Origin of the sequence: Streptomyces showdoensis (assembly GCF_039535475.1) — a bacterium.
In the GTDB taxonomy this organism is placed as follows: domain Bacteria; phylum Actinomycetota; class Actinomycetes; order Streptomycetales; family Streptomycetaceae; genus Streptomyces; species Streptomyces showdoensis.
This window is the reverse complement of record NZ_BAAAXG010000026.1, coordinates 3,209,961-3,236,749: the sequence shown is the minus strand read 5'-3', so window position 1 is coordinate 3,236,749 and position 26,789 is coordinate 3,209,961. Positions and strand designations below refer to the sequence as shown.

Annotated in this window: 30 protein-coding genes and 1 tRNA gene; 20 read left to right on the top strand and 11 right to left on the bottom strand. The window is 70.6% G+C overall.

Annotated features, from left to right (window positions below):
• Positions 1-170: 170 nt before the first annotated feature.
• The 14 genes from ABD981_RS27625 (at position 171) to ABD981_RS27560 (ending at position 13,346) form a co-directional block, all read left to right on the top strand.
• A complete protein-coding gene (locus tag ABD981_RS27625) occupies positions 171-497 on the top strand; it encodes a hypothetical protein (RefSeq protein WP_046906334.1) in 327 nt (108 codons plus the stop codon).
• On the top strand, positions 497-898 hold the full coding sequence (locus ABD981_RS27620) for a hypothetical protein (protein ID WP_046906333.1): 402 nt from the start codon (positions 497-499) through the stop codon (positions 896-898). The genes ABD981_RS27625 and ABD981_RS27620 overlap by 1 nt, the downstream gene beginning before the upstream one ends.
• Before the next feature lie 56 nt (positions 899-954).
• Positions 955-1,554, top strand: a complete 600-nt coding sequence (locus tag ABD981_RS27615) for a phage tail tube protein (RefSeq protein WP_345530396.1) — start codon at positions 955-957, stop codon at positions 1,552-1,554.
• Positions 1,555-1,663: 109 nt separating this feature from the next.
• On the top strand, positions 1,664-1,996 hold the full coding sequence (locus ABD981_RS27610) for a hypothetical protein (protein ID WP_046906331.1): 333 nt from the start codon (positions 1,664-1,666) through the stop codon (positions 1,994-1,996).
• A 122-nt stretch (positions 1,997-2,118) separates the two neighbouring features.
• Positions 2,119-2,418, top strand: coding sequence for a hypothetical protein (locus ABD981_RS27605; protein WP_240495120.1), 300 nt, complete (start codon positions 2,119-2,121; stop codon positions 2,416-2,418).
• A 15-nt stretch (positions 2,419-2,433) separates the two neighbouring features.
• On the top strand, positions 2,434-6,726 hold the full coding sequence (locus ABD981_RS27600) for a hypothetical protein (protein WP_046906329.1): 4,293 nt from the start codon (positions 2,434-2,436) through the stop codon (positions 6,724-6,726).
• Positions 6,727-6,729: 3 nt separating this feature from the next.
• The gene (locus ABD981_RS27595; RefSeq protein WP_046906328.1) at positions 6,730-8,967 is read left to right on the top strand and encodes a hypothetical protein; all 2,238 of its coding nucleotides are present in this window, start codon (positions 6,730-6,732) and stop codon (positions 8,965-8,967) included.
• A 63-nt stretch (positions 8,968-9,030) separates the two neighbouring features.
• On the top strand, positions 9,031-10,059 hold the full coding sequence (locus ABD981_RS27590) for a DUF5047 domain-containing protein (protein ID WP_345530395.1): 1,029 nt from the start codon (positions 9,031-9,033) through the stop codon (positions 10,057-10,059).
• Positions 10,056-10,664, top strand: coding sequence for a hypothetical protein (locus ABD981_RS27585; protein ID WP_046906326.1), 609 nt, complete (start codon positions 10,056-10,058; stop codon positions 10,662-10,664). Before ABD981_RS27590 ends, ABD981_RS27585 begins: the two co-directional genes overlap by 4 nt.
• A 9-nt stretch (positions 10,665-10,673) precedes the next feature.
• Entirely contained in the window at positions 10,674-11,309 is a 636-nt protein-coding gene (locus ABD981_RS27580) for a hypothetical protein (RefSeq protein WP_123954247.1), read from the top strand.
• A 57-nt stretch (positions 11,310-11,366) separates the two neighbouring features.
• Positions 11,367-12,218: an N-acetylmuramoyl-L-alanine amidase gene (locus ABD981_RS27575; protein WP_046906325.1), complete on the top strand. Its 852-nt coding sequence runs from the start codon at positions 11,367-11,369 to the stop codon at positions 12,216-12,218.
• 17 nt (positions 12,219-12,235) lie between these two features.
• Complete coding sequence (locus ABD981_RS27570; protein ID WP_123954246.1) at positions 12,236-12,559, top strand: hypothetical protein; 324 nt, start codon at positions 12,236-12,238, stop codon at positions 12,557-12,559.
• The gene (locus ABD981_RS27565; RefSeq protein ID WP_046906323.1) at positions 12,560-12,982 is read left to right on the top strand and encodes a hypothetical protein; all 423 of its coding nucleotides are present in this window, start codon (positions 12,560-12,562) and stop codon (positions 12,980-12,982) included. It begins immediately after the preceding gene.
• A 4-nt stretch (positions 12,983-12,986) separates the two neighbouring features.
• Positions 12,987-13,346: a hypothetical protein gene (locus ABD981_RS27560; RefSeq protein WP_046906322.1), complete on the top strand. Its 360-nt coding sequence runs from the start codon at positions 12,987-12,989 to the stop codon at positions 13,344-13,346.
• A 209-nt stretch (positions 13,347-13,555) separates the two neighbouring features.
• Here ABD981_RS27560 and ABD981_RS27555 read toward each other — a convergent pair whose 3' ends face one another.
• A complete protein-coding gene (locus ABD981_RS27555; RefSeq protein WP_131723834.1) occupies positions 13,556-13,810 on the bottom strand; it encodes a hypothetical protein in 255 nt (84 codons plus the stop codon).
• A 117-nt stretch (positions 13,811-13,927) separates the two neighbouring features.
• Between ABD981_RS27555 and ABD981_RS27550 the strand changes: the two genes are divergently transcribed.
• Together ABD981_RS27550 and ABD981_RS27545 are read left to right on the top strand one after the other, a co-directional pair.
• Positions 13,928-14,902 (top strand): tyrosine-type recombinase/integrase, encoded by a 975-nt coding sequence (locus tag ABD981_RS27550; RefSeq protein ID WP_123954245.1) that lies wholly within the window; start codon positions 13,928-13,930, stop codon positions 14,900-14,902.
• Positions 14,903-15,005: 103 nt separating this feature from the next.
• Positions 15,006-15,143, top strand: a complete 138-nt coding sequence (locus ABD981_RS27545; RefSeq protein ID WP_165590901.1) for a hypothetical protein — start codon at positions 15,006-15,008, stop codon at positions 15,141-15,143.
• Positions 15,144-15,380: 237 nt separating this feature from the next.
• Here ABD981_RS27545 and ABD981_RS27540 read toward each other — a convergent pair whose 3' ends face one another.
• Both ABD981_RS27540 and ABD981_RS27535 read right to left on the bottom strand, forming a co-directional pair.
• Positions 15,381-15,590 (bottom strand): hypothetical protein, encoded by a 210-nt coding sequence (locus tag ABD981_RS27540; protein ID WP_046906320.1) that lies wholly within the window; start codon positions 15,588-15,590, stop codon positions 15,381-15,383.
• A gap of 20 nt (positions 15,591-15,610) precedes the next feature.
• A complete protein-coding gene (locus tag ABD981_RS27535; RefSeq protein ID WP_046906319.1) occupies positions 15,611-15,952 on the bottom strand; it encodes a DUF6233 domain-containing protein in 342 nt (113 codons plus the stop codon).
• A 171-nt stretch (positions 15,953-16,123) separates the two neighbouring features.
• Between ABD981_RS27535 and ABD981_RS27530 the strand changes: the two genes are divergently transcribed.
• Positions 16,124-16,483, top strand: coding sequence for a DUF6221 family protein (locus ABD981_RS27530; protein WP_046906318.1), 360 nt, complete (start codon positions 16,124-16,126; stop codon positions 16,481-16,483).
• Between the two features lie 91 nt (positions 16,484-16,574).
• Here ABD981_RS27530 and ABD981_RS27525 read toward each other — a convergent pair whose 3' ends face one another.
• From ABD981_RS27525 to ABD981_RS27510, 4 genes are all read right to left on the bottom strand, one after another.
• Positions 16,575-16,847 carry a hypothetical protein gene (locus ABD981_RS27525; protein WP_046906317.1) on the bottom strand — a complete coding sequence of 91 codons (273 nt, stop codon included), beginning with the start codon at positions 16,845-16,847 and terminating at the stop codon, positions 16,575-16,577.
• Positions 16,848-16,856: 9 nt separating this feature from the next.
• Positions 16,857-17,018 (bottom strand): hypothetical protein, encoded by a 162-nt coding sequence (locus tag ABD981_RS27520; protein WP_165590900.1) that lies wholly within the window; start codon positions 17,016-17,018, stop codon positions 16,857-16,859.
• A gap of 167 nt (positions 17,019-17,185) precedes the next feature.
• Complete coding sequence (locus ABD981_RS27515; protein ID WP_046906316.1) at positions 17,186-17,794, bottom strand: GntR family transcriptional regulator; 609 nt, start codon at positions 17,792-17,794, stop codon at positions 17,186-17,188.
• A 494-nt stretch (positions 17,795-18,288) separates the two neighbouring features.
• Positions 18,289-18,360, bottom strand: a tRNA-Val gene (locus ABD981_RS27510).
• 205 nt (positions 18,361-18,565) lie between these two features.
• On the opposite strand from ABD981_RS27510, the gene ABD981_RS27505 reads away from it, so the two are divergent.
• Both ABD981_RS27505 and ABD981_RS27500 read left to right on the top strand, forming a co-directional pair.
• Positions 18,566-19,882, top strand: a complete 1,317-nt coding sequence (locus tag ABD981_RS27505) for a coiled-coil domain-containing protein (protein WP_123954275.1) — start codon at positions 18,566-18,568, stop codon at positions 19,880-19,882.
• A gap of 9 nt (positions 19,883-19,891) precedes the next feature.
• Complete coding sequence (locus tag ABD981_RS27500) at positions 19,892-20,116, top strand: FmdB family zinc ribbon protein (protein ID WP_046906314.1); 225 nt, start codon at positions 19,892-19,894, stop codon at positions 20,114-20,116.
• A 47-nt stretch (positions 20,117-20,163) separates the two neighbouring features.
• On the opposite strand, the gene ABD981_RS27495 is transcribed toward ABD981_RS27500, so the two are convergent.
• The 3 genes from ABD981_RS27495 to ABD981_RS27485 are packed head-to-tail and all read right to left on the bottom strand — an operon-like array spanning position 20,164 to position 24,949.
• Positions 20,164-21,108, bottom strand: coding sequence for an HAD family hydrolase (locus ABD981_RS27495; protein WP_240495119.1), 945 nt, complete (start codon positions 21,106-21,108; stop codon positions 20,164-20,166).
• Complete coding sequence (locus tag ABD981_RS27490; RefSeq protein WP_123954274.1) at positions 21,105-23,744, bottom strand: phosphoribosyltransferase; 2,640 nt, start codon at positions 23,742-23,744, stop codon at positions 21,105-21,107. The genes ABD981_RS27495 and ABD981_RS27490 overlap by 4 nt, the downstream gene beginning before the upstream one ends.
• A 29-nt stretch (positions 23,745-23,773) precedes the next feature.
• Positions 23,774-24,949: an HpcH/HpaI aldolase/citrate lyase family protein gene (locus ABD981_RS27485; RefSeq protein WP_046906312.1), complete on the bottom strand. Its 1,176-nt coding sequence runs from the start codon at positions 24,947-24,949 to the stop codon at positions 23,774-23,776.
• 154 nt (positions 24,950-25,103) lie between these two features.
• Here ABD981_RS27485 and ABD981_RS27480 point away from each other — a divergent pair, with 154 nt between their 5' ends.
• Complete coding sequence (locus ABD981_RS27480) at positions 25,104-25,952, top strand: TerD family protein (protein WP_046906311.1); 849 nt, start codon at positions 25,104-25,106, stop codon at positions 25,950-25,952.
• 51 nt (positions 25,953-26,003) lie between these two features.
• On the opposite strand, the gene ABD981_RS27475 is transcribed toward ABD981_RS27480, so the two are convergent.
• Positions 26,004-26,738, bottom strand: coding sequence for a TerD family protein (locus ABD981_RS27475; protein WP_046906464.1), 735 nt, complete (start codon positions 26,736-26,738; stop codon positions 26,004-26,006).
• Positions 26,739-26,789 lie beyond the last annotated feature (51 nt).

Below are 26,789 nucleotides of genomic sequence, written 5' to 3'. Positions count from 1 at the left end.
GGCACCCAGCTCCGCACCACGGACAAGGTCCGTATCCGCGGCGCTGTCTGCGACATCACGGGGGAGCCGGGCGACTGGGGGCGCAGCCCGTTCACCGGCACCCGCGGCCCAGTCCAGTTCGCTGCGGACCGAGTCACGGGCTGACACCTGCATTGCTGGAAGGGGTCGCAATGGCTGCACGCTTCAAGATGTCCAAGCGCGGGGTGGGGCAGCTGCTCCGCAGTGACATGGTTCTCGCCGAGATGGTCCGCCGGGCCGACGTCATCAGGGGCGTGGCGGAGGGGATCGCCCCTGTCGGCGGTCCGCGGGACCCTCACCGCGGTCTGTACAAGGGCTCCTTCTTCGTCCAGCCCGTCCGCCGCGGCGGACGACGCAAGGACCGTGCCGTCGCCATCGTGGGCAACACGGCCCCGTGGGGCGCTCACGTGGAGTACGGGACGGAGCGGGTGCGCGCTCACCACGTGCTGCTGCGCGCGGCTCAGGCTGGCGGCCGCTGATGGCTACAGTCGGCAGTGTCGACGTCGAACTCGAGCTGATTCAGTGGCTGCAGGCCAAGGCCGGGCCGAGCGTCGTCGTCCGTGACGAGCTGGACAACAACCTCCTGCAGGAACTGCCCACCATTCAGGTGCAGCGGCTTCCCGCGGGTGGTGACGACGGCTTCCGCCTCGACCGGGCCTTGGTCGACATCGACGTCTACGCCGCCACTCGGGCAGCCGCCATCGCGCTCGCTGCACAGGTGCGGGGCTGGCTGCTGACCGAGCTCCCGGGCGTGAAGACCAGCACCGCGGTTTTCGGCGCTGCCACCTCCACCCCGCCGCCGGCCGTGAGGCCCTACGAGAACACCGGCCTGCGCCGCGTCGGCGCCACCTATCAGATCTACAGCCACCCGGTCTCCTGACCGGCCTTGGGGCCTGCGCCGGACCCACATCACCCGCCCGAGCGCGGGCCTCTTCCATGTCTGGAGACACCATGGTCAACATCACCCGCGCCGCGGATCTCACGATGGTCGGCGCCAACGGCGGCGGCTGGGTCGCCCCTGTCGGCACCGCGGCACTCGCCTCGCCTCTCGCTCAGCCCACTGACCCCTGGCAGGCCCTCGGAGCCATCTCCGACGACGGCCTCGTCAACGGCTGGGACGAGGAGTCGCAGCAGTTCACCCCGTGGGGCCTGACCTCCCCGTTCCGTACCCAGATCACCCAGTCGGTGAGGACGTTCTCCCTGACCGTGTGGGAGACGTCCCGGCTGCCGGTGATGTCGCTGCACTACCGCATCGACGAGGACGACCTCGCCCCGGTCTCCGGCATCACCAAGTTCGCCGAGACCGCGAGCCCGGTGCCGGACCGCCGTGCGTTCTGGTTCCTCGTCATCGACGGCGACAGCTACCGCGGCTTCTACGTCCCCCAGGGGGAGATCAACGAGCGGTCCGACGTCACCTACAAGCAGGACGAGATGTCCGGCTTCGAGTGGACGATCACGACCTACCCGGACGCCGCCGGCAACACGGTCTACCACGTCGACAAGATCCCGGCGACGCCTGCGGACCCGCTGAGCTGACGCCGGCCACGACTGGGTGGGCGGGCCACACCGTCGGCGCGGGCCCCGGCCTGCCCACCCTTCACCACCCTGACAGCCCGCGCCGCAACCACAACGAGAGGCCCGCGCCATGACCACCAGCACCGAGGACGTCACCCCCGCCGAGGCTCAGGAAGCCGAGGCCACCGGCCACTACATCACTGCCCCGTTCGCAGGGAAGGACGTCGAGTGCGTCCCCAGCGGCGCGTGGCGGCAGTCGACGATGCGCAAGCTCCGCATCGGCGACATCGACGGCTTCATGGAAGACGTCCTGAGCCCCGACTCCTACGACATCTACCTGGACCTCGACCCCACCAACGACGAGGTCAGCGAGTTCGCCAACGCCGCCGGCGAGGCCTCGGGTGAGCAGATGGGAAAGTCCGGTGGACCGAAGGCGTCGTCGAGGCGCACGCGGAGGCGGTAGAGGCTGATCTGGCCCGCTACTACCCGCGGGACGCCGACCAGATCGACGCCTGGTGGCGCGGGGAGATGTCCTCGCGCCGCTTGCGCGTCCTCATCCAGAACCTACCTCCGGAATCGGCGACGATGACCGCGCTGCGCAACGCTCTGACGGCCGAGGAGTACGAGCAGCAGGCCCGGGGTGGGAGGCCCGAGGAAGGCCGCTGGTCCATGGATCAGCAGCTCCTCGCGGGGATCTCGGACGGTATCCGGGAGATGCAGTACATCCTCGTGGTCGCCAACTCCAGCGGTAAGGGCCGCAAGCCCCGCAGGCCGGAGCCGATCCGGCGGCCCGGTGTCACGTCGAAGCCTGACCGCGAGCCGATGTCGGACATAGCAGCCGAGCGCCTGTTCAAACTGATCAACGGGGGCGCCGCGGGCGCCTAGGCGAGGGGGCGCGCTGTGGCGATTCAGGTCGGTTCCGTCGAGGTCGACGTCGTCCCCAACACCCGCGGCATCTACGCTCAGCTGCGCTCTGGGCTCGTTCCTGCGGCGACTCGCGCCGGCGAGGATGCGGGCAGCGCTGCTGGGCGGTCCTTCGGCCCTGCCATGCAGCGCCAGGTCGGCGACGTCGGTCTGCGCATCGGCGAGGAGATCGGCCAGCAGATCGCCAGCCGTATCACCTCCTCCATGCGCGACTCGGTCCGTGACGGCATCAACCAGGGCGGCCGAGCTGGCCGCCCTGCGGCAGCACGGCAGGGCGACGAGACGGCGGGCGCGTTCTCGCGTGCTCTCAGGGCTCGCCTCGAGGCCGCGTTCCGCAGTATGCCCCGGCTTGAGGTCGGCGCCGACACTTCTGAGGCGGACTCCGATCTCCAGGCTCTTCGTGTCCGTATGGAGACCCTGGCGGGCAAGCGGATCGGCATCGACATCGATGCGGGCGAGGCCCGCGCCGAGATCCGGCTGATCGAGGCCGAACTGACGCGTCTCGGGGCAGAGCACCCGAACGTGCAGGTCCGGGCCGACACGGCGACGGCTCTCGCCGAGCTGTCTGCGGTGCACGCCGCGATCGATGCGGTGGACGGCAAGCGTGTCCGCGTCGACGCCGACACCTCAGGCGCGATCTCAGCGATCCTCCACCTAGCGGTCGCCATCGGCGGCCTCGCCGCTCTGCCGGCGATCCCCGTTCTCGCCGCGGGCATCGGATCCATCACCTCGGCTGCAGTCGCTGCTGCCGTCGGCGTGGGCGCCCTTGCCGCCGTGGCGGCGCCGGCCTTCATCGGCATCGCCGGCGCCCTCCAGGCACAGAAGCAGGCCCAGGACGCCGCGACCACGTCCTCACTGAAGGGTGGGCAGGCGGCGAGCGCAGGCGCTTCGCGGGCCCTGCAGATGGCTGGGGCTCAGCAGTCCCTCGCTGCGGCGCATCGCAACGCTGCCCAGCAGATCACTTCGGCCCGTGAGCAGGTTGAACAGGCGGAGCGCGGCGTCGAAGACGCCGAGCGGCAGCTCGCTTCCGCACAGCGCGATGCCCGCCAGGCGCAGCTGGACCTGGTAGCTGCCCGGGCGGAGGCCGCGCGGCAGCTTCAGGACCTCGCCGACAAGTACGCGTCTGCCCAGCTGGCCCAGAAGGACGCGACGCTGTCGCTCGCGGAAGCGCAGCAGCGGCAGCAGGAGGTCCTCAAGGACCGCAAGTCGACCGTCCTCGAGAGGGAGCGGGCCGCGCTGGCGGTCGAGCAGGCGACGCAGCGGCTGAAGGAGCAGACGACTGAAACGGCCCGGCTGAAGGACGAGACAGCCGCCGCGGCCAAGGCGGGCGTCAACGGCTCCAAGACGGTTCTGCAGGCCCAGGACCGCCTGGCCAAGGCCCAGGAGAACGTCCAGGACCGCACCCGAGGTGTCGCCGACGCGCAGAAGGCCGTCTCCAAGGCCATGGCGAACGTCGCCAGGGCGCAGGCCCAGGCGGCGGACTCCATCGCTTCAGCGCAGCGCCAGATAGCCTCCGCGTCGCTTCAGGCGGCCGGGGGCGTGGACCAGGCTGCCATCGCACAGGCCAAGTACCAGCAGGCGCTGGCGAAGCTGTCGCCGGCGGCCCGCACGACGTTCAACGCTTTCCTGGCTCTGCGGAGCGCATTCGACGGCTGGGCGAAGGCGCTGCAGCCGGCTGTCATGCCGATCTTCACGCGGGCGCTGCTCGGGGTGAAGAACAGTCTGCCTGGGTTGACGCCAATCGTGCTCGCCGCTGCCGACGCCATCGGGAAGCTGCAGGACCGGGCGTCCGCCGGCTTCAAGTCGCCATGGTGGAGGGAGTTCAAGGCCGACCTGACGGGCTCCGTGCAGCCGGCGCTCGTCGGGCTGGGCATCAGCTTCGGCCGCATCTTCAAGGGCGCGGCTGGCGTCATCCAGGCGTTCCTTCCGCACATGGACTCCATCAGCAGGCGGATGCAGGACATCACCGGTCGGTTCGCCAACTGGGGGACAGGGCTGAAGGGCAGCGAGAAGTTTGAGGGGTTCCTCGCCTACTCGTCGAAGCAGGCGCCCATCCTGGCCGAGGCCCTCGGCGACATCTCTGGGGCGTTCTACCAGATCGCGAAGGCGGTCGAGCCGCTCTCCGGGCCTGTCCTTGCGACGCTCGGCGCAGTGGCTTCAGCCCTTGGGTCGATCGCCGAAACGCTGCCGTGGCTGATCCAGCTGATGTACGCGGCCTGGGTGGTCACGAAGCTGTGGACGCTGGCCATGATCGCGTTCAACCTGGTGATGGCAGCCAACCCCATCACTCTCATCGTGATTGGAATCGTCGCCCTCGTCGCCGCGGTCATCTACGCATACAAGCACTGGGGCTGGTTCCGCGAGGCAGTCCAGACCGCGTGGGCCGGCATCCAGGCCGCGGCCTCGTGGGCGTGGAACAACGTACTCAAGCCCGTCTTCAACGCCCTCGTCGTCGCCTTCAAGGCGGTCGCCGCAGCCGCAACGTGGCTGTGGCAGAACGTGCTGAGCCCCGTGTTCAGCTTCATCGGCGCCGCGGCACGCATCCTCATCACGGTCGTCCTGGTCGTCCTGGTCGCCCCGTTCGTCATCGCCTTCAAGGCGATCGCGGCGGTCGCCTCCTGGGTGTGGGAGACGATCCTGCAGCCCGTGTTCGAAGGGATCGCCAAGGCCGCGATGTGGCTGTGGGAGGTCTGGCTGAAGCCGGCCTTCGACAACATCGTCGCATCGATGCGGTTCCTCGCCGGCGTCGCCACCTGGCTGTGGGAGAACGTCCTGTCGCCCGTCTTCGGATGGATCGGCCAGGCGGCCAAGTGGATGTGGAACAACATCATCAAGCCTGCGTTCGACGGCTTCATGAAGGGCCTCGACATCCTCGGCAAGGCCGCCAAGTGGCTGTGGGACAAGATCCTTTCGCCTGTCTTCACCTGGATCGGCGACAAGGGCAAGTGGCTGTGGGACAAGGCGCTCAAGCCGGCGTTCGACAGCATCAAGCGCGGCGTCGACGCCGTCGGGAAGTCCTTCGGCGACGCCAAGGACTTCATCGGCAAGGCGTGGACCCAGGTCCAGGAGATCGCGAAGAAACCTGTCCGCTTCATCATCGACAAGATCTACAACGCGGGCATCGTCCCGACCTGGAACCTCATCGCCAAGGCCTTCGGAGCCCCCCGTATCGAGGCCATCAAGACGCAAGGCTGGGCAAGGGGCGGCATCCTGCCCGGACAGTCCTCCTACCGGCAGGGCGACGACCAGCTCGTCCCGATGCGTCGCGGCGAGGGCGTCTACGTGTCCGAGGCCATGAAAGACCCATACGAGCGGGCCCGCCTCTTTGCCGTGAACAAGGCGGCGATGGCAGGACGGCCCCTCGACCAGTACCAGGGCTTCGCGAAGGGAGGCATCTTCGACTGGATCGGCAAGGCCGCCTCGACGACTGTCGACTTCGCGAAGACGGGGGTGTCCTGGCTGAAGGACGGCGTGAAAGCCTCCGCCAAGGCCGGGCTTGACGCCGTGGTCAATCCCCTGATCCAGAAGATCTCCGGCTCGGCATCTCTCTACCGGGAGATGGTGACCGGCGTGCCACGCAAGGTCGTCGACACGATCCTGGGGTTCTCGGGCGAGGCCGACAAGCGGCTCTCGGCGGCGGGGATCGGTGGCGGCGGTTTCGCCCGGGGCCTTTCGTGGGCCCTCACGCAGGCCGGCAAGCCCTATCAGTGGGCGGGCAACGGCAACCCCAGCTGGGACTGCTCCGGCCTCGTCTCAGCCATCGAGTCGGTGATCCGCGGTGAGACCCCGCACCGCAGGTGGGCGACGGGCGCGTTCAATGGCAAGACGGCGCCGCCCGGGTGGGCTCTTAACGGTCGTAGCCCGTACCGCATCGGCATCACCAATGCCGGCGTCGGCCACACAGCAGGCACCCTGAACGGTGTCAACGTCGAGAGCCGGGGCGGCGACGGCGTCGTCATCGGGGCCCGGGCGCGGGGCTGGGACGACAAGCTGTTCACTCACCACTACGCCTACACGGGCAAGTACGACAGCGGGGGCTACCTCCAGCCGGGCCTGAACCTGGCCTACAACGGCACAGGGCGGCCGGAGCCGGTCTTCACCACTTCGCAGGCCGCAGCACTTCAGCGGGCCGCGGCCGCCCCGTCAGGGGGCGTCTTCGAGGGCGACCTGTACCTCGACAGCGGCGAGTTCATGGGCGCAGTCCACGGCGTGATGAACCAGCGCGATCAGGCGCTCATCTCCACACTCCGTGCAGGCAGGAAGGGGTGACCCGTGGCGATCCCAGGCAACATGTTGTCGGAGTCGACGTCGTCGATGGACCCGTCGGTCTCCGGCTGGGTCGCCAAGCTCAACTGCACGATCGGGAAGGGGACAGGCGGCCGTGTCGGCGACGGCTGCCTGTCCGTCCGTAGCGTCGCCTCGGGCGAGATGCAGGCCCGCACTGTCGCCTCCTACGAGGTGATCCCGGGCACCGAGTACCTGACCTTCGCCGACGCGTCCGGGGCCACAGTGCCGGAGCGCATCGGGATCCGCTGGCTCGACAGCACATCGACAGAGATCAGCATCACGTGGTCGCTGACCACAGCGACCGCCTCGGCCACCTGGCACCGCATCGCCGTCGCCGGGATCGCCCCCGACACTGCCGTCTACGCCCAGGTCGTTCTGTCCAGCACCCCGGCCGCGGGGGCCGTGTTCTCCTTCTACGAGAACGTCTACCTCGGCCTGTCGATCCGCACGACCGGCAACCTGCTCTCCGCGAACGCCGAATCGATGGAACGGGCCTCGGACTGGGAGTACGTGGCCGGCACCAACTGTTCCATCTCGCGCACCGCTCCGATGGTGTCCTGGCCCGCCGCGTTCTACCTGGCCGGCGGGCATGCGGCCACGATGACCGTGACGGGCGCCGGCGACGCCGACTTCAGCTGCACCGAGCGGGCACCGGTCACTCCGGGCACCCAGTACTACGCCCTGGCCTACCTCAACCCGCCGACTTCGGGCAGCAGCGCCTGGATGGAGCTCCGCTTCTACAACGCAGCCCTCTCGCAGATCCAGGCGACCCGCTCGGTACTGGCGGCGCCGGGCACTGGCTGGTACAGCCAGCGTGTCGCCGACTTCGCCCCGGCCGGGGCCGCCTACGTGAGCCTCGCGTTCGGCCTCACGTCGGCAACCGGCGGGCAGGTGCTGCGGGTCGACCACGCCACCATCACCCTCCCGCCCGTGCTACGCGAGGGATCCGTCGTGCCCTACGCCGACGCCAGCTTCGAGCGGGGAGTCGGCGGCTGGACCGTGCCCTCCGGCGTCGCCACGCTCGCCCGCCTCACCCCGTGGGGAACGGACTCCATCGAGGGCGCCTACTGCATGACGGTGTCCTCGGCCACCGCCACCACATCGGTCGTCCGGTCGGCCCGGTACGCGCTCGGCGCCGCGGCCGGCCACAGCTTCACCCATGAGACCGGCATGAAGGTCGCCGCCGGCGGCTGGACCGTCGTCCTGACGACCCGCTGGTACAACGCCGCCAACTCCCTGATCAGCAGTACCTCTGCCGCTAGCCAGGCAGTGCCCGGCTCCGGCTGGTGGCTGCTCTCGTTCGCCGCCTCAGCCCCGGCCGGTACGACGCAGGCAGAGATCGAGTACTCCTTCACCGCCACGTCGACGTCGTCGGTGCTCCGCATGGACAAGGTCTCGTTGTGGGAGACGCTGCCGCTGACACAGGTCACCGTCGACGACGACACCGCCTCCGTGACCGTCACCATCCGGGAACTACCCACGACGGATACGGTCAGCGTGTGGCGGGTCACCCCCGACGGGACCCGCACCCTGGTCCGCGGGCCGAGCGGCCTCATCGACAAGACGGCCACCACCTCCGACGTGCTGGTCATCGAGGACTACGAGGCGCCGCTCGGCGTGCCCGTCTACTACGTCGCGGAGTCCCGGAACTCCTCTGGCGTGGTTACGGCGTCCAGGACGACGGACACGGTCACGATCGACCCAGGCGACTACAACGAAGCCTGGCTGAAGGACCCCGGCCAGCCGCAGCGGAACATGCGGGTACTGGTGGAGAAGGCGCCGGACTGGGACCGGCCCATCGCGCAGGCGGAGCACCGGGTCCGTCGACGTCAGAACTCTGTGATCTTCTCTGATGTCCGGGGCGGCCTGGAGGGCGACCTCACCGTGTGGACCCGGACGGACGCCGAACGGGCCGCGCTGCACCGGCTCCTCAGCCCCGGCAGCGTGCTGCTATGGCAGGCCGCCCCGGGCATGGGAGTCGACGACATGTACGTCAACGTCGGCCAGATCCGCGAGGGCCGTGTCACCTCCTACGCCCCGGAGCTGTGGCGGACGTGGACGCTGCCGCTGAAGCAGGCCGACATGCCGGTCACGGTCGGCGTCGCCTCATCTGCCGGCCGCACGTGGCAGGACATCCTCACTGAGAACAACACCTGGGGCGACGTGCTCGCCAAGTACGCCACCTGGGAAGACGTCCTCTTCGACCGTCCGATCGGAGGCTGAATGTATCCAGTCTCCGCCCGCTTCCTGCAGCTCATCGTCGAGGACCACACTCCGATCACGGAGGTGGTCCTCTTCCGCACCGACGGCTCCGTCGACCGGCTGGACCACGAGGGCGGCACGGTCACCGTGGACCGCGGGTCGCAATGCCGCCGCACCTGCTCCGTCACTGTGCCCGACCCGGCGCTCATCCCGCGCACGCCGACGGACAAGCTGGCCGTCTACGGCGCCCGTCTACGGATCTCCCGCGGCGTGCAGTACTCCGACGGCACGCAGGAGCTGGTGCCGGTCGGCGTGTTCCGGCTCGATGAGGTGTCCGGCGACATCGACGAAGGGCCGGTCACGCTCAGCGGCAAGAGCCTCGAATGCATCGTCCAGGACGACAAGTTCACGACCCCGTACCGAGCGTCCGGGACAGCCGTCGGGGCGATCACCGCCCTCATTCAGAGGACGCTGCCTGACGCGATTGTGACGAGTACCGCCACTGACGCCGCCATCGGGCCCCGCACGTGGGATGTGGAGGGCGACCCGTGGGCTGCAGTCATCGAGCTGGCCGCCGCGATCGGTGCCACCTGCTACTGCACGGCTGACGGCGAGTTCATGGTCGCAGAGCTCCCCGACCTGGCCACGGCCACCCCAGTCTGGTCGATCGCGGCCGGCGAAGGCGGCGCCTACGTCCAGGCCTCCCGAGGCATGACCAGCGACAAGGTCTTCAACGGGGTCTTGGCCAGGGGCGAGAACACCGAGAACAACATCGCTCCAGTCTCCAGCCTGGTCGTCGACAACGACGCCAGCAGTCCCACGTACTGGTCGGGCCCCTTCGGGCACCGGCCCACCTTCTACTCGTCGAGCACGCTCATCACCACCGCGGCCTGTACCGCGGCCGCCACGCTGCTGCTCCGCTCAGCGCAAGCACCGAACGCCTCGGCCGACATCACGTCGCTGCCGAACCCGGCACTTGAAGCAGGGGACGTCGTGCGGGTCGTGTACCCCGACGGCACCAAGGAGCTCCACCAGGTGGCCAGCTTCCCCATCCCGCTCGACATCGGCGGTGCCTTCACCGTACAGACGATCAGCGCGAAGGAGGGCTCGTGAACTCCGCCTATCAGGCGCTCTCCATCGACCTCGCCGATGCCCTGCACGCCGAGGTCATCCGTACCGGTGCCGAGGCGCCGGCAGTCCGCGGGGCGACATGGCAGACAGCTGTGGTCACCGCCGTCGCAGCCGACGGAACCCTCACTGCGGCCGGGATCTCCGGCATCCGCCGCCTTGAGCGCTTCACGGACCCGGTCATCGGCGACACGATCATCATCAACCAGGCAGCGAGCGGCGCCTGGATTGCCACTGACCGGCTCGCCACCAGCGTCGGCGAGTGGACCGCGCTCTCGTTCGCGTCAGGCTTCTCCGCCGCGGCCGGCTACCAGGTGCCGCAGTACCGGCTCATCGGCCGGACCGTCCACATCCGCGGCAGCTTCACCAAGAGCACGACGCTCGTCTCCGGCGACGTCTTCACTACCGTGCCGACCGCCATCCGGCCGGCCGTCGACCACGACATGGTCATCGGCGGCAGCCACGGCACCAACGGCACCAACTTCGGCGCCTTCCGCGGCATCCTCCGCACGAACGGCACCTTCGAGTACCGCGGCCCGTCCGTGTCGACGCTCGTCTTCATCCCGCCCACCACGTACTGGCTGAGCTGAGGAGAGCCCATGGCCACCGATGACTACTCCCAGGGCATCTCCATCGCCGACCTCAACACCGCCCCGAACGCTGAGACGCTCGGCAAGAACATCGCGAACCCGTTGGCCGCCAGGTCGATCATGCGGTTCGCGTCTGCGTCCGCTCGCACCGCTGCCCTCACCGGCGTTGCCGCCCCCGTTGAGGGCATGGCGACCTGGCTGCAGGACGTCAACCGCCTCTACGTGTATGACGGCTCGGCCTGGATCGAGATGTCCCGGGCGCTGACCAGTGAGTTCGTGGACGACACGACCAACCGGACGACCACGTCGACGAGTTACGGCAACTCGTCCTCCGTGCTCTCCGACACCATCTCAGGCCCGCCCTCCGGCCAGGTCGAGGTCACCATCGGCGTCCGCTGCGACAACTCCGGCGGCTCTAACACCCTCACCAGCTTCAACGCCTCCGGCTCCACCACAGGCAGCATCTACACCGCAAACGACGGCCAGGCCATCCAGTGGGCCGACACCCAGTCCGGCGGCCCACTCGTCCTCACCCAGCTCATCGCCTGCGCCGTCGGCGAGACCGTCACCGTGACCCTGCAGCACCGCGTCATCGCCGGCACCGGGAACTTCCGCTACCGCTACCTGCGCCTCCGCCAGGTCTGACGCACCCACCACCCGCAACCCCTTGATGGGGTTCCTCAGCATGCCCTGGAGGCACGTATGGCCTGGTACCCGGGCGCCACGAAGTACGAGCTGCAGCCGGAGTCCGACAGCCAGCCGGCGATCCGTCCGACGCAACTCATCATGCATTCGATCATCGCGCCTTGGACGGCGAAGCGGACCTTCGAGTACTGGCGCGACAGCACCAACCTGGAGTCCCACTTCGGTCTGGGCTACGAGGGCGACCTCGGCCAGTTCATAGGCACGGAGACACGGGCTGACGCCAACTACCGGGCGAACCGGCGCCCGGACGGGACCGGCGCCGTGTCGGTCGAGACCGCGTCGAACCTGAAGGGCTCCGACCCGTGGACCCCGGCACAGGTCGAGGCGCTGATCGAGCTCGGCGTGTGGCTGCACAAGACGCACGGCATCCCGCTGCGGATCTGCCGCTCCTGGGACGACCCCGGGTTCGGCTACCACCGTCTGCACGAGGAGTGGGCGGTGTCCGGCACGTCGTGTCCGGGTGATGCGCGGGTGAAGCAGTTCCGCGAGGTCGTGTTCCCGGGCATCGTCGCCCGGGCCGGCGGCCAGCCCGCCCCCACGCCGAAGCCCCCGACTGCCCCGCGGCCGGTCGTCGACCTGTCCCGCCTGATCGCGGCCGCCAGGACGGACCCGCCGAAGGCTGGCACCCCCGTCTCGTACCCCGGCGTGCGGACCGTCGAGGACGCCCTCGTGAAGGAGGGCCTCCTCGCGCGCAGTCTGGCTGACGGGCACTTCGGCAGCGCGACCAGGACGGCCTACGCGGCCTGGCAGCGACGCCTCGGCTACAGCGGCTCGGCCGCCGACGGCATCCCTGGGATGAAGTCCCTCACCAAGCTCGGCAACAAGCACGGGTTCTCCGTGGTTGCCTAACCCAGATCGGACCTGCCATGAACGTTTCTCTCGACCGCGCCTACTGGCTCGGCCTGCTCGTCTCTGTGGTGCTGCCTGTGCTCGTCGGGCTCGTCACGACCCGCGTGACCCACGCTGGCACCAAGGCCGTGCTGCTGCTGGCGCTGTCCGGCCTCAACGGCTTCCTCGTCGAGCTCGCCGCTCCGGGCCCTGGCTGGGATGCCGGCACCGCCGCCGTCCTGGCTCTCGTGTCCTTCGCCACCGGCGTCCTGATGCACTTCGGCCTGTGGAAGCCCGCCGGCGTCAGCGCCAAGGCCCAGGCCAGCCTCATCACAAGCCGGTCGCAGCCCCGAGGGGCGTAGGTGCCTCGCCGCATCGCCCGGCGGCTGTCCCGGATCCTCGGCCGCCGTGGCGCTTTCCTCGCCAGCTTCGGCACGCTGTGGGCCCTCTACGGATTCGGGCAGCTCGTCGAGCCCCTGCCGGACACCCGCGGCATCCGGCTCCTGCTCCACCTGATGCCGCTCGAAGCCTGGGCCTGGTGCTGGATCGCCCTCGGACTCGTCGCCGCCGCATCAGCAGCACTACCAGAAGGTCGGGACTGGTACGGCTTCCCTGCCCTCCTGGTGATCGTCGTCCCGTGGATGCTCTCGTACCTCGTGTCGTGGTGGCCTCTCGGAGACAACGCAAGGGGGTGGGTAACGGCGCTGATCTGGGCGGTAGCCACAGTGCCGGTGATCGTGGTGGCCGGTTGGCGAGAGCCTCCGCGCCCCAAGAAACTGGAGTGAGCCCATGAGCGTCGAGATGTGGACTGCGGTGTCCAGCGGTGTGGTGGGGGTGGCTTCGGCTGCTGCTGCCGCTTGGTCGGGGCGGGCGGCGCGGAAGACCCGCCGTGACCATCGTCGCGACGACTTCACTGTCGTCACCGACCGCATGGAGAAGGAGATCGGCCGGCAGGCTGAACGCCTCGACGAGCTGGAGGAGACGACGACGAGGCAGGCGGCGCGTCTGGAGGGCGCTGGCGTGGCCATCACGTACCTGATCGACCGGGTTCGCGGCCTGACCACGTGGGTGCGTGCTGCCGGCCTGGAGCCGCCCGCTGCGGCGCCGATTCCTGAGCGGGCCCGCGAGTTCATCGACAACGACGTGTGAGGTCGCCATGCCCGAACCGCCATCGATTCGCCCGGCCGTCCGCTCGGCCGACCTGCCTGCTGCTGACGCCGAGACCCTCGTCGACATGGGTGAGCTACCCGAGCAGCCCACCCCCGAGCATCAGGGGCTTTTCGTGGAGCCGGACTGGCCCCAGGAGGAGTGAACCCGCCCCCGCCGCATCACGCGGCGGGGGCCTTTTGCTGTGTCCTCTAGTACTGGATGCGGGCCTCGAGGATCGCAGCGGTCTCGATGAATCCGAAGCGCTTCAAGCCCTCGATCGGGTCCGGGCCCACGAGAGCCTTGGCCAGGTAGTGGTCGAACACGACTGTCATCTGACGGACGAGGGCCCCCTCGCCGCGGGGGTCGTCGGGAGTGGACTCTGCCGCAGCTAGGCGGGTGAGGTAGCCGAAGGGCACGCCAGTCCTGTCAGCTGCTTCACGCAGCTGTTCCATGTCGTAGGGCATGCAACGGAGTTAACCACAGATAATGCCCTATTATCTGCGGTACGGCGGAAGTTGAGCTGGATGCATGCCGCCCAACGGCCGCGCGAACCCACCCTGTTATCTGCGGCAAGGAGAATCGTGGGCAACGTCGTGCAGCTCCCGACCGGCAAAGCACTCACCATCCAGGCAGCGGCAGACCGCTACCTGGACGCACTGAACAACCCCAACACGGCACGGAACTACGGCATTGGCGTCCGCAAGGCCGTCGAGCACATCGGGGCTGGCCGACCACTGGACTCCATCACCGATGACGAAGTTGGCCAAACTTTGGAGCAACTCTGGGGAACGTCTGCTGTCAACACGTGGAACGCCCGTCGCGCGGCGGTGCAGTCCTGGTTCACGTGGTGCCAGGAGCGCGGATATGGCGGCCCGTCCGTACCGCCTTGGTCGAAGCGCATCACCCCACCCGACAGCGACACCCCCGCGCGATCCAAGACGGAGATCGACCGCCTCATCGGTCGGCGCGACATCCATCTGCGCGAGAAGACGCTCTGGCGCATGCTGTACGAGACGGCAGCCCGCTCCGACGAGATCCTTGCCCTCAACATCGAAGACCTCGACTTCGCCGGCCGCCGCTGCCAGGTGAAGGCGAAGGGCGCCAAGGCCAAGACGCGCCGCCGCGGAGAAGCTCGGGACGACTTCGTCCTTGAGACGGTCTACTGGGATGCCGGGACAGCCCGCCTGCTCCCACGCCTCCTTAAGGGGCGAACCCGGGGCCCGGTCTTCGTGGCTCACCGCAAGCCGGGCCCAGGCAAGGTCGTCAGCGCCCGCGATGTCTGCCCCGACACGGGACTCGCCCGCCTCTCCTACGGCCAGGCGCGCGCTCTACTCGACGAGGCGACCGCCACCTCTGGCGAGGGCAGCGGATGGGATCTGCATGAGTACCGGCACTCGGCGCTTACTCACCTCGGCGAGCAGGGCGCATCCCTGCTGATGTTGATGGCGAAGTCACGGCACAAGAAGCCCGAGAACGTCCGCAAGTACTTCAAGCCGTCCCCTGAGGCCATTGCCGAGCTCACTAGCCTGCTCGCCCCCGGAACCATCCAGCGTTGACGTCGGCCGTGCGCGACACTCCGAACAACTTTGTAGAGGTGCGGAGTCCGACCTTCCTCGGTTCAACTGGGACACGCAAAAGCGACCTCACATAGGAGTCTCTGTGGCAGACGAAGCCCCCATCACCTCCATCTGTGGCTGCGGCCAGCCGATCGTGGTCCCGCCGCACACCCCCAGCGAGCTGCCGAAGCAGCCGCGACACATCGGGATCCCCGGCGAGCCGACGGAGTGCCCGAAGTAGGAGCCGCACGGCGAAGCCCGCCCACGGCCATACCGTCGGGGCGGGCTTCGTCATATGCCGCCGTCTCTTTCGTGCACGCCTCTAGCGCTTCGCCTGCCGACGGGTGCAGTGTGGCGGCAGCGGCTCACCCCCATTGGCGACATCCCCCAGGTGGACCGCACCGGCCCCGCCCTGCGTCGCCCGCGTGGGCGGGGCCGCGCCGCCTCCCGGCTCCCCACGGGAGGCCAGGCGCATGCCCTACGCGGCCTCATAGCGGTGGGCGCGCCCGCCTCGCCATTCGACCCACTGCGGATCGTCGAGGAGCTGCTCAGCGTCCGGCAGGCCGGCTCGCCGCAGGAATTCGAGGACGTCGCCATCGCTGTGTGCGAGGCCGAGGATTTCGTCGCCGACGGTGACGCGCCGGCCGCCGGAGGGGCTGGGGCGGTGGACGACTATCGGGGCACCCATGCCTCCAGGGTGCGCCGTGGCTAGCTGTCGAGCACGCCGAGGGTGGAGTCGGGCCGGCAGATCTCGCAGGCCCGGATCCCGCCCCCGGTGATGGCCTGGAGGGCTTGCTCGCGGGTGAGGGGCCGGGTGTGGTGGCTGACCTGCTTGCAGTCGCCGAGGTGGACGCTGTCGGCGACGGGCTGGCCGCGTTCGCGGAGGTAGGAGAGGACGTACTCGGGTTTGTCGGGGAGGGCCTGGCGGGGTGCGCTGGCGGCCTGCTGCTGCTCGATCTTTCCGATGCGGTCCCGGACGTCGCCGAGGAGCATGGCGAGGTAGGTCTCCAGGGTGCGGAGACGCGGCAGATCAGGCGGCAGGTCGTACACAAGTTCGAGTCTAGGCGCCTGCTGGCCCGCCAGTCACCCGGGACTGTCAGTGGCGGGTCGTACCCTGCTCTCATCCATCCGCGTCTTCTGGCTGGCGCGGCTACCGAACCCGCCCGTCGGGCCCCACTGGGGCACAGCGACCGACGGGCGGGGCGCTTCCCGGAGGTGACCGTGGACCTGGTGGAGTTCCTGAACGCCCGCTACAGCGAGGAAGCCGCCCCGGTCGCCATGCCCGCGTGGCATGAGCCCTGGTGCCTCGCCCCTACCGGCGGCACGTGCTTCTACTGCGGAGAGCAGGAAGACCCGACCAACGTGGACTACCTGCCGCAGTCCCCGAAGACGCTCGCCGACATCGACGCCAAACGGAGGATCGTCGAGCTGCACGGCCCGGCCGACTTCGAGTACTCCGACGAGGCCGTCTGCTCGACGTGCGATCGGGGCGGCCCGCTGCCGTACCCGTGCCCGACGCTGCGCCTGCTTGCCCTGCCGTATGCCGGCCACGCCGACTTCGACGAGGCGTGGCGCCCGTAGCCGCGCAGCACAGAGCCCCCACCTCCGCCGACGTGCGGGAGGTGGGGGCTCTGTCGTGTATACCGGAATCCGCAGCGGCCGGATGCGCCGCCTACTTGCCGGCCGCGGCCTTCTCGGCGGCCTTCCGCTCGCGCTCCGCATACTCCTCAGGGTGAAGGACCCGGAACTTGAGCTCCTTCTCGACGTCGAAGCGCAACAGGTGCTTCTCCGCGGCGTAGGCCGTAATGGCCGCCTGGAGAGCGTCCGCCGCGTCGATCCACGGCTGCCACGCCTCAGCCGAGTACGACCCGGCGGTTGCCGCCGCACGCGCGTCCACGGCCTCCTGCTGGAGCCGGATGAGTTCGTCAGAGAGTTCGATCGCCACGGCGGGATACTAGGCTGCGAGGGCCTGCTCGGCGCGCATCGCCTCGGCCCAGGCGACCACGAGTCGCTGATACTCCTCGGCGGCGGCCGGCAGCCCGCGGCGGACGAGCACGCGGATCTGCTCATTGAGCTCCGCAGCCGTCAGGCGGGGCATCTCGATCGTCTCAGGCATGAGTGCAAGCCTACGGCGAGGGTCTGACAGCGCGCCGAAGTTGGAGGGTTGCCTTCGCAGGGCAGCCGAAGTCGCGCCGGGCTTTGTCGGCAGTGCATAAATGCGGGGTGCACCCTTCCGTCAGCACCGTGTTTCGGCCAGACTCGTGACCAGTTCTTTACGGTCGGCTACCCTCCGACCGTCCACCTGTCCGCGGGGAGTACGAGATCAGCCACCTCTGTCACGGACCCCGAGGCGTCCAGGCGTGTCCGGTCCACAAGCAGCGCCAGCGCACCTGCAGGCATGCCGAGCATGTGGGCTTCCTCGGGCGCCATCCGGTGCAGGGACACCACGTACCGCATGGCTGCGTGGGGCCGGCGGCGCCCTCTCCACCACGAGGTGACAAGCATGGCGGGTCGACCGTCGGGGTCGAGCAGCTCGACCCTCTCGCGCGACACCTGCGCACCCGGTTCGCAGCGCAGCCGAAGGGCGAGCTCTGCGGAGACCCTGGGGCGCGAGCGCTCGGTCTCGCCGTGGCCGAAGGGCCACTCGGCATCGGGGTCGGCGAGGGTGCGCACACCAGGAGGATGGCGGACGGTGAGCCGGCCGCGCGGTCGCCCTTCGAGATGTCCATTCGTGCGGAGTATCTGCACGGCCCGATAGGCAGCACCGTGGCCAGCGCCGAACTCGGCGGCGAGGGCGCGGTAGGAGGGGAAGGCGGCGCCGGGCGGGTAGATACCGTCCTGGATGCGTTGCAGCAGCTGGGCGGCGAGCCGGTGCTGCTGCGCTTCTGGCATGTGCGACCCCTGAGACGATCTTGGAGACGTCACGTTAAAGGGGGCTGGCTGAGCTGCTACGTGGCAGATAGCCTCAGGTAATCACCCGGGCCCTGCGAACCGCATGGCGGCCACCGCGGGGCTAGGTGTAGTGTGCAAAATTCGAACATACGTTCACTCGAATGGGTGAACACTTCGGAGCCCCTGCATCCGTTAGTCACAGCAGGGCGTCATCCCTCACAGACGTGCCGGGTGCCAGCTTGGTTGGCCCCATAGTCGGCGCCCCGGCACACAAGGCGACCCCCCTTCCTCGGCTGAAGGGGGGTCGCCGCTTATGTGGCCTCACCTGCGGTTACGGCCCTGAGTTTTAGGAGCCATTTAGGGGCCGCGGCCCTGTAGCGAGGACGGTTGAGAGCGTAGCCAACGTGCAGTCAGGCTGTAGTGAAACGAACGAGGCCCAGGCGAGACAGTTCTCTGACCTGGGCCTTTGCCGACCTAACGCGAGGTCAACCAGGTGGGCGCGGACGGTTTCGAACCGCCGACATCTGCTTTGTAAGAGCAGCGCTCTACCCCTGAGCTACGCACCCGTGGAAGGAAGCAACAGCGTACATGGCGGACGGGTGGGGACCGCAAACCGATCCGAGCGGGGAAGTCGGGGGGCTTCCGGTGAACTGATCGGGCCGTGTCTTCGTCCCTAGCGGGTGGGAGAATGAACCGGACCGGGCAGGGCGGACACAGCACGGGAGAGGAAACGTGGCGGCGAGCGAGGACAGGGGCAGGGCTGCGCCCGGGATCACCACCACGTTTCGGCTGGGGCTCGCCCTGCCGCTGCTCGTCGTCGCGCTGGTGCCGCAGGCCTTCGCCGGGGGCGGGACGCGTCGGTGGTTCGGGGGGCGGGACGAGAGCCGGCGGGCCGAGGCGCAGGCGGCCAAGGACGCCGCCGCCGCGGCCTTCTACGAGCTGGACACCGCGCAGCGCGGGCTGCGGATCTCCATCGAGACGATCACCGCCGCCGACGACTCCGCCGAGGCCGCTCGGGCCGTGGAGGGGTTCGCCGCGCTCGGGCGGCGGATCGACGAGGTCAGCCATGTCTACATCAGTGCCGTCGACGCCCATGACCTCGACGGGGATCTGCTCGACGCCGCCGCGGCCGGGCGGGCCAAGAGCGAGCTGGAGCGGGCCCGGGACGAGCTCGTGCGGGTCAAGGGCGAGCTCGACCGGTTCGAGCAAGGGCTCGCGCCGCTACTCGGCCGGGCGGAGACCCAGCTGGCCCGGCTCGCCCCCGCCGTCGAGCGGGCGCGGCAGGCGCTGCGGGCGGCCGGCGAGGCCCTCGACGGCACCCGGGAGCGGGGCTTCCGCGCGGACGACCTGGCGCGGCGGCTCGCACTCCTCGGGCCCGAGCTGACCCGGCTCAACGAAGGGGCCGGGCGGCACGGCGTGGCCGAGACGCTGCAACGCGCCGACCGGGTGCTCCGGGAGGCCGAGGCGGTACGGGCCGAGGCCGCCCGGGTGCCCGAGCGGGCCGCCGAGATCGACAAGCGGCTCGTCTCGCTCCGTACCCGCGCCCAGGCCCTCGCCACCCGTGCCGAAGGGGTCGAGCCGGTCCTCTCCGAGCTGCGCCGCCGGTTCTCCGCGGCCTGCTGGCAGGACCTCCAGCACGTGCCCGAGCAGGCCGCCGGCGCCGCCCGGCAGGCCGAGGAGCGGCTGGCCGAGGCCGCGAAGGCGCGCGACGAACAGCGCTGGCCCGACGCCACCTCGCTGCTGGCCACCGCCCGCGCCCTGCTCGACAGCGCCGGCGAGGGCGTGGCCGCCGCCGGGGACCGGCTGAGCCGCCTGAACGCCGTCGCCAAGGACCCGCAGGCCGAGATCGACCGCACCCGCTTCGCCGTACGCGACGCCCAGCGGCTCGCCATGGCCGGGCGCAGCACCCCCGAGCCCCGGCACGCCCGGCCCCTCGACGAGGCCGTGGCGCGGATCGACCGGGCCGTGGGGACGCTGGAGGGCGGGCGGCATCCCGACTACTGGGCCTTCCTCACCGAGCTGGAGGCGATCCGGGCGAGCGCCGGGCGGGTCGTCGAACAGATCCGGGAGGAGCGGGGGAAGCCGTAGGCTTCGCCCATGCCTCGTTACGAGTACCGCTGCCGGACCTGCGGCGACACCTTCGAGCTCAGCCGTCCCATGGCCGAGTCCTCCGACCCCGCCGCCTGCCCCGCCGGGCACGACGACACCGTCAAGCTCCTCTCCGCCGTCGCCGTCGGCGGCGGCGGCGGGAAGGGCTCCGCCCCCGCCCCCAGTGGTGGTGGCGGCGGAGGCGGCTGCTGCGGGGGCGGGTGCTGCGGATAGCGGTAGAGGGATGAGGGCCGGTCAGGGCCGGGCGCCGGCGCGGCCGGTCAGGGCCGGTCCGTGACCGCCGCGGCGTCCGGCCCGGGCGCCGCGTGCGCCCTGGCCGTGGCCCGGAAGCGGCGCAGGATCTCCTCGCCCGCCGCCACGCCCCGCTCGGCCAGCGCCTCCACGTGGGGCGCCGTCCAGTCGTCGTCGGCGAGTTCGCCGTGCCCCGGGCGCCAGGCCCGGTCGGCGGCGAGCAGCAGATCGGCGTCGAGGAGCGAGTCCCCGGCGGCGAGGGTGAGCGTGGCGCCGACCCGGCGGGCGACCTCGCGGACGGCCGCGCTCTTGGTGAGCGGCTTCGGCACGGCGTACACCTTGCGGCCCTGCAACGAGACCGTCCAGCCGCGCTCCCCCGCCCACTCGGTGAAGCGGGCCAGCCACTCCTCGGGCAGTCGCTCCCGCTCGACGACGAGATAGGCGAACAGGTCCTCGGCGACGCGGTGCTTGCGCACCCAGGACAGGTCCGTGGTGGCGGTGAAGTAGGCGCGGACCTCGGCGAGCGGGGCGCAGGACTCGGCGACCCGGCGGAGCACCTCGGCGTGCCAGTCGGGGTCGGAGACGCCGTCGACGAGCAGGTGCCCGCCGTTGGCGCAGATCGCGTACTTCGGCGGGGTGTCGCCGAGCAGCCGGATGCGCTGGTACTGCTTGCGGGTGCGGGTGGTGGTCGGCACGAAGACCGTTTCGGCGGCCAGCGCCCGCAGTTCGGCGGAGGCCTTCTCGGTCAGGTACGAGAGCGGCTTCGACTCGTGGACCTCCACGCACAGCAGCCGGGGCGCCTGGGCGTCGGGCATGCCGAGGGAGAGGGCCGCGGTGGAGTAGATGAGGGTGCGGTCGAGGTCGCTGGCGACCAGGACGGTCGGCGCCGCGGCGCCCCGGCCCCGGCCCGGGCCCGGGCTCGGGGCAGCGGTGCCGGATCCGGTGCCCTCGGCGTCCTTGTACGCGGCGTTCATCGGGACACCACCGCCGTGCCGTCGGCGCCGGTCGCCCCGCGCGTGAACCGGGGGTGGATCAGTCCGACGCAGCTGTACGGCAGGTCGTCGACCTCCTCTACGGGGACGCCCCGCTGTTCGGCGAGCAGCCGTACGTGCGCCAGGTCGGCGCCCGCGCCCCGCTTGGCCAGGATCTTCCAGGGGACCCGGCGCAGCAGCACCCGGGTGGTCTCGCCGACGCCCGGCTTGACCAGGTTGACGTCGTGGATGCCGTACTCCTCGCTGATCCGCTCGACGGCGCTCCAGCCCTCCCAGGTGGGGGTGCGGTCGGCGGTGAGGAGGCGGGTGACGTCCTCGTCGACCTCGGCGGCGACCTCGTCGAAGCGGGCGGCCACGGCGTCGAGGAAGGCGACGGAGACGTCGGCGCCGGTCAGTTCCCGGTAGAACTTGGCGCCGTGGAAGTCGTGCGGGCCGACCAGGTCGGAGCGCAGGACGGTGCGCGAGATCAGGCCGGAGACGGTGGAGTTGAGGCAGGCGGAGGGGATGAGGAAGTCCTCGCGGGTGCCGTAGGTGCGGACGCAGGAGCCGGGGTCGGCGAGGACCGCGACCTCCGGGTCGAAGCCGTCGAACTCCTTGAGGGCCTCGGCGAGCTCGCGGGTGATGGCGCCCTTTCCGGTCCAGCCGTCGACGAACACGACGTCGGCCGGGTCGTGGTGGGCGGCGAGCCAGCGCAGCGCGTTGGCGTCGATGCCGCGGCCGCGCACGATGGAGACGGCGTAGTGCGCGAGCTCCAGGCCGTGCCGGTGCTGCGCCCAGCGGCGCATCAGGACGCCCACGGGGGTGCCGGCGCGGGCGAGGGAGACCAGCACGGGCTGCTTGCCGCGCTCGGCGAGGACGGTCTCGGTGACGGTGCCGACGGCACGGGCGATCCGGGCGGCGGAGCCGTCCAGGGCGGCCTGGAACAGCTCCTGGTAGCGCTCGCTGGGCTGGTACTCGACCGGGAGCGACTCGGCGTAGTGCGCGCCGCCGCTCTGGATGGCCTCCTCGCGTTCCTCGGTCGGGGCCTCCAGTTCCACGTCCGAGAGGTCCTGGAGCAGCCAGCCGACCTCCTCGGGCGCGTACGAGGAGAAGGCGGGGCCGCGGAGGGGCTCGGGCAGCATGGAGCTCCTTTCGGGAGCTTCGGTGACCTGGGGGGTGTACGAGGGGACGACGGCCAGCACGACCCTGGGTATGTGCGCCGCGAGCTGGGCGAGCAGCCCGTCCGGCGCGTGCAGCTCGGGGGTGTCGGCGACCGAGTCGACGACGGCGACGACCGCGTCGAAGCCGCCGCCGGCCACGTTGTACGCGTACCGCTCGCCGGGGCCGTCGGCGGGCTCGTCGTGCGCGGGGAAGACCAGCCGGGTCCTTATGGCGTAGCCGGGGTCGTCGACGGCGAGGACGGGCGAGCGGGTGGTGGTGGAGTAGCGGACCTCGGCGCCGCCGGTCCGCTCCAGCTCGCCGGCCAGGCGCAGCGGCGCGTACATGAGCTCCTCGAAGCCGAGGACGAGCACGCGGGGGACCCGGGACGACGGGGCCGGGACGACGGGGGCGGCCGGGGCCTGCGGGGCGCCAGGGGACTGCTCCGGGTCCACCGGGACCTCCAGTGTCTCCAAGGCCCCCGAGGCCCCCAGGACCCCGAGCCCCTCCAGGGCTCCCAGGCTCTCCAGAGCCTCCAGGCCCCCCGGGACCTCCAGGGCCTCCGGATCCTCCAGGGCCTCCGGATCCTCCTCCAGCGCCTCCGCGATCCGGGCCGCCATGCCCGGCAGGGCCTCCTCCAGGCGCTCCCGGTGCTCGGGCGTGAAGCCGTGCCGGCCGCCGTCGGGCACGCCGGACGGCCAGTCGAGCGCGACCCGGCGTATCCCGGCCCCACCGCGCCGGGCGCGGGGCGTGGGTACGGGGGCGGCGGGGGTCGCGGCCTCGTGGCGGGCCACCAGCTCCTGCCCCTTGGCGAGGACGCCGTCCGGGAGGTCCACGGTGCCGGCCGCGAGGGTGATCAGGTCGACGCGGGCGCCGAGGGCCTCGGCGAAGTCGGTGAGCCTGGCCCGGTCGGCGGGGGTGCGCATGTCGACGAGCGCGACCACCACATAGCGGTCGCGCGGGTGGCGTTCGTGCAGGTCACGGATGGTGTTGAGGACCGTGTTGCCGGTGGAGAACTCGTCGTCGACCAGGACCAGCGGGCCGAAGCCGGCGAGCAGCTTGGGGTCCTCGGGGAGCAGCAGGTGGGAGGTGGCGTGGGAGTGGGACTCCTCGAAGCCGCCGGCGGTGGCGACGCCGTCGACCGGGCGGCGGGTGGAGTGGAGGTACGGGGCGAGCGCGAGGCCGTCGGCGACACTGTGGCCGAGGCCGGTGGCGGTCTCGGCGTACCCGAGGACGACGGCCCGCGCCGCCTCCTCGTCGCCGAGCAGCCGCCGTACCCGTACGCCCAGGTCGTAGCCGGCGTCCCGGACGACCGAGGGGCGCTGCGGCACGTGCTTGCCGAGCACGTTGGAGACCAGCAGGTGCGCGCGCTTGGGGTTGCGGCGCAGGGCGAGGCCCAGCAGCCCCGGCAGCTCCTCGTCACCGGTGAGGCCGACGCCCAGTCGCTCCGCGACCCAGGTTCCCGACCACACCGTTTCCATCGGATCCATCGGAGTTCTTCAGCCTTCCGTCAGCCGGCCAGGCCGGCGGTGAGCAGCTCCACGAAGCCGACGTCCTCGCGCGCGACGCCGAAGACCTCGGCGCGCAGCAGGGTCCGTTCGGCCCACGCGCGGTGCGGCTTCACCTCGTTCATCTTGTTCGTGTACGCGGAGCGGAGCACCCCGCCGCCGCCGCGTTCCGGCCGCAGGATGTCCTGGGCGTCGCTGAACTCCTCGTGGCTGACCACGGAGAGTGCGTGCACCGGCAGGACGTGGGTGGGGTGGATGCAGGTCTTGCCGAGCAGGCCGTTGGCGCGGTCGAGCTCGATCTCGCGCAGCAGCCCGTCGAGGTCGTGCTCGATGAGCGCGGTCCGCAGGTCCTCGGCGCGGCCCTCCAGGAAGGGGCTGCGGCGCAGCTGGGGCTTGAACATGCGCTCGCCGGGCCGGAAGTACTCCCAGACGGGTCCGGTGATGGTGAAGCCGGTGCCGTCGGAGCGGCCGAGGACGTTGACGACGTCGGCGATGACGTTCGCGACGAGTTTGACGTCGTACGCGGTCATGTCGGGCGAGCGGCGCAGGCCGTAGTTCGAGCAGAAGTCGGTGACGCCGAGGCGCAGCGCGAGGACGCGGTCGCGGTGCTTGCCGGTGATCGAGGCGATGCCGGCCAGGGTCTCGGCCCGGGTCTCCAGGTGGAGCAGCTCGGGGGACTCCAGGACGGGCATGGCGAAGAGCCGGCGGCCGCAGTCCCGCTCGGCGACCGCGAGCGCTTCGAGGAAGGCGCGGCCGCGGGTCTCGGTGAATTTGGGGAGTACGAATCCGGACAGCAGCCGGACCGTTTCGCCGAGGCGCTCGACGAGGTCGGTGATCTGCCGGGGCTCGCGGACCCGGATGAAGAGCAGGGGCACATCGGCGCCGTCCGGCCCGCTGCCGGCGGCGAGCTCGGCGAACTGGTGGACGAGGTTGGCCTCGCCGGCCTCCACCTCGGCGTCGCTGATGGAGTCCTCCAGGCAGAGCACCATGGAGGCGACTCCCCGCGCGGCCTGTTTGCGCACGTCGTCGGCGAGCCGCGGCCGGGTGGCCGGGCTGTAGAGCGTGGCGCCCAGGGCCACGGCGAGCGTGCGCGCGGGAGAGTCGGCCGTGAAGGCGGCCGGCTCCTGGTGGAACAGCCTGGTCCGCGATGCGGCCGGGATGTGCCCGAAATGACGCATGTATCTCCCCCGACTGGCCCGGGAGGCCCTGATGAGATGTGGCCGGTAATAGTACGTAGATGTGGGTGTCCGTAGTTCCCCACGTGCGTGAAGTTCAGGTAACTCGTCCGCATCCGGCCCCCCGCGTTGTCCGGAAGGCGGCCGGGCAGGAATGATGACGGGCATGACGCACGCGATGCTGAAGGGCTCCAACGTCCCTCTCGACACCGCGGCCGTACGGGCCGTGCTCCGCTGGACTCCGGGCCCCGGGGTGCCCGACGTGGACGCCTCGGCCCTGCTCCTCGGTGCGGGCGGCCGCGTGCGGTCGGACGAGGACTTCGTCTTCTACAACCAGCTCCGGCATCCCTCGGGGCTGGTCCGCAGGCTGCCCCACAAGAAGCGGGAGCCGGAGGGCCTCACGGACGTCGTGGAGGCCGACCTGGGGGCGCTCGACGCCTCGGTCGACCGGGTGGTCCTCGCGGCCTCATCGGACGGTGACACCTTCCGTTCGGTCTCCGACCTGCGGATCCTGCTGTACGACGCGGCGCCGGGCTCGGGCGACCGTGACCCGCTCGCGGTCTTCGACGTGTCGGCGGAGACCGGCGAGGAGACCGCGATCATCTGCGGCGAGCTGTACCGGCGCGGGGAGGGCTGGAAGTTCCGGGCGGTGGGTCAGGGCTATCCGACCGGCCTGGTGGGCCTCGCGACGGACTTCGGGGTGTCCGTGGACGAATCCGCCGACTCCGCCGACTCCTCGGGCTCGGTCGGCTCCGCGGTGGAGGACGGCGGACCCCGGGACGCCGCGGCGCCGGGGCACGATCCCGACGCGACGATGGTGCAGCCGGTCGGTGAGGGCCCGGCCCCGGTGGGCCCGGTGACCCCGCCGCCGGTCCCGTCCGTGCCGCCGCAGCCGGCCGCTCCCCCGCTTCCTGCGACGGCTCCAGCCGCGGCGCCCGGGTACGGGTATCCGCAGCCGGTCCGCGAGTTCCGGATGCCTCCGATGGGGCCGCAGTTCGTCCGGTGACCCCGGGGCCCCGGCGGGCGGGCCGGGCGCACGGGTCCGGCCCGGCGGGCGTCAGGTCTTGGTCTTGTAGCCGCGGCCCCACTGCAGGCCCCAGCCGTACAGCCGGTCCAGCTCGGCCTGGAAGCCGTAGACGAAGCGCACCTCGCGGCGGACGGTCAGCTCGCCCTTGACGTTCTCCACGCTGAAGACGGCGCAGGAGCGGGCCTGCGGGGCGTGCTCGTCCAGCTCGATCTCGATCCGCGGGCCGTTGCTCGGGTAGAGCGTGACCTTGGCGTGGGTGCGGTCGAAGGCCGGCGTCTGGTCGTAGATGTAGACGAAGAAGAGCAGGCGCTTGATCTCGTCCTTGTGGTCCAGGTTGACGAAGATCGTCTCGCCGGAGGGCGCCCCGAAGCGGTCGTCGCCGCTGAGCTTCACGTACGGCGGCTCGTTGGTGTGCCCGAGGAAGCCGCCGAGCGGCTGCACCACGCCCTTGCTGCCGTCGGCCAGCTCGTAGAGGCAGCCGAGGTCCAGGTCGACGTTGACGACGCCCTGGGTGTGGGCCTGGACCTCCTCGGGCTTGAACAGCCGCGTCGGGTGGCGCAGCAGGCCGCCGGTCTGGCGGCGGCGGCCCTCGATGTCGGAGGTGCGCATGCGCCAGGAGAGGTTGACCCGGAGGTTGCCGGTGGCGGCGCCCTGCTTGGTGAGGGAGACCGTGGGACGGCGTCTGGTCAGGTCGATGGAGTTGGCGGCGCTGCCGAAGTCGAAGTCGTCCCCCCTGCCGGGAAACAGGTTGTCCCAGAAGGCCATGCGCCCCCACCCCCACTCGTCGCCCACCCCGGTCACGCGCCGCGGGGCGGC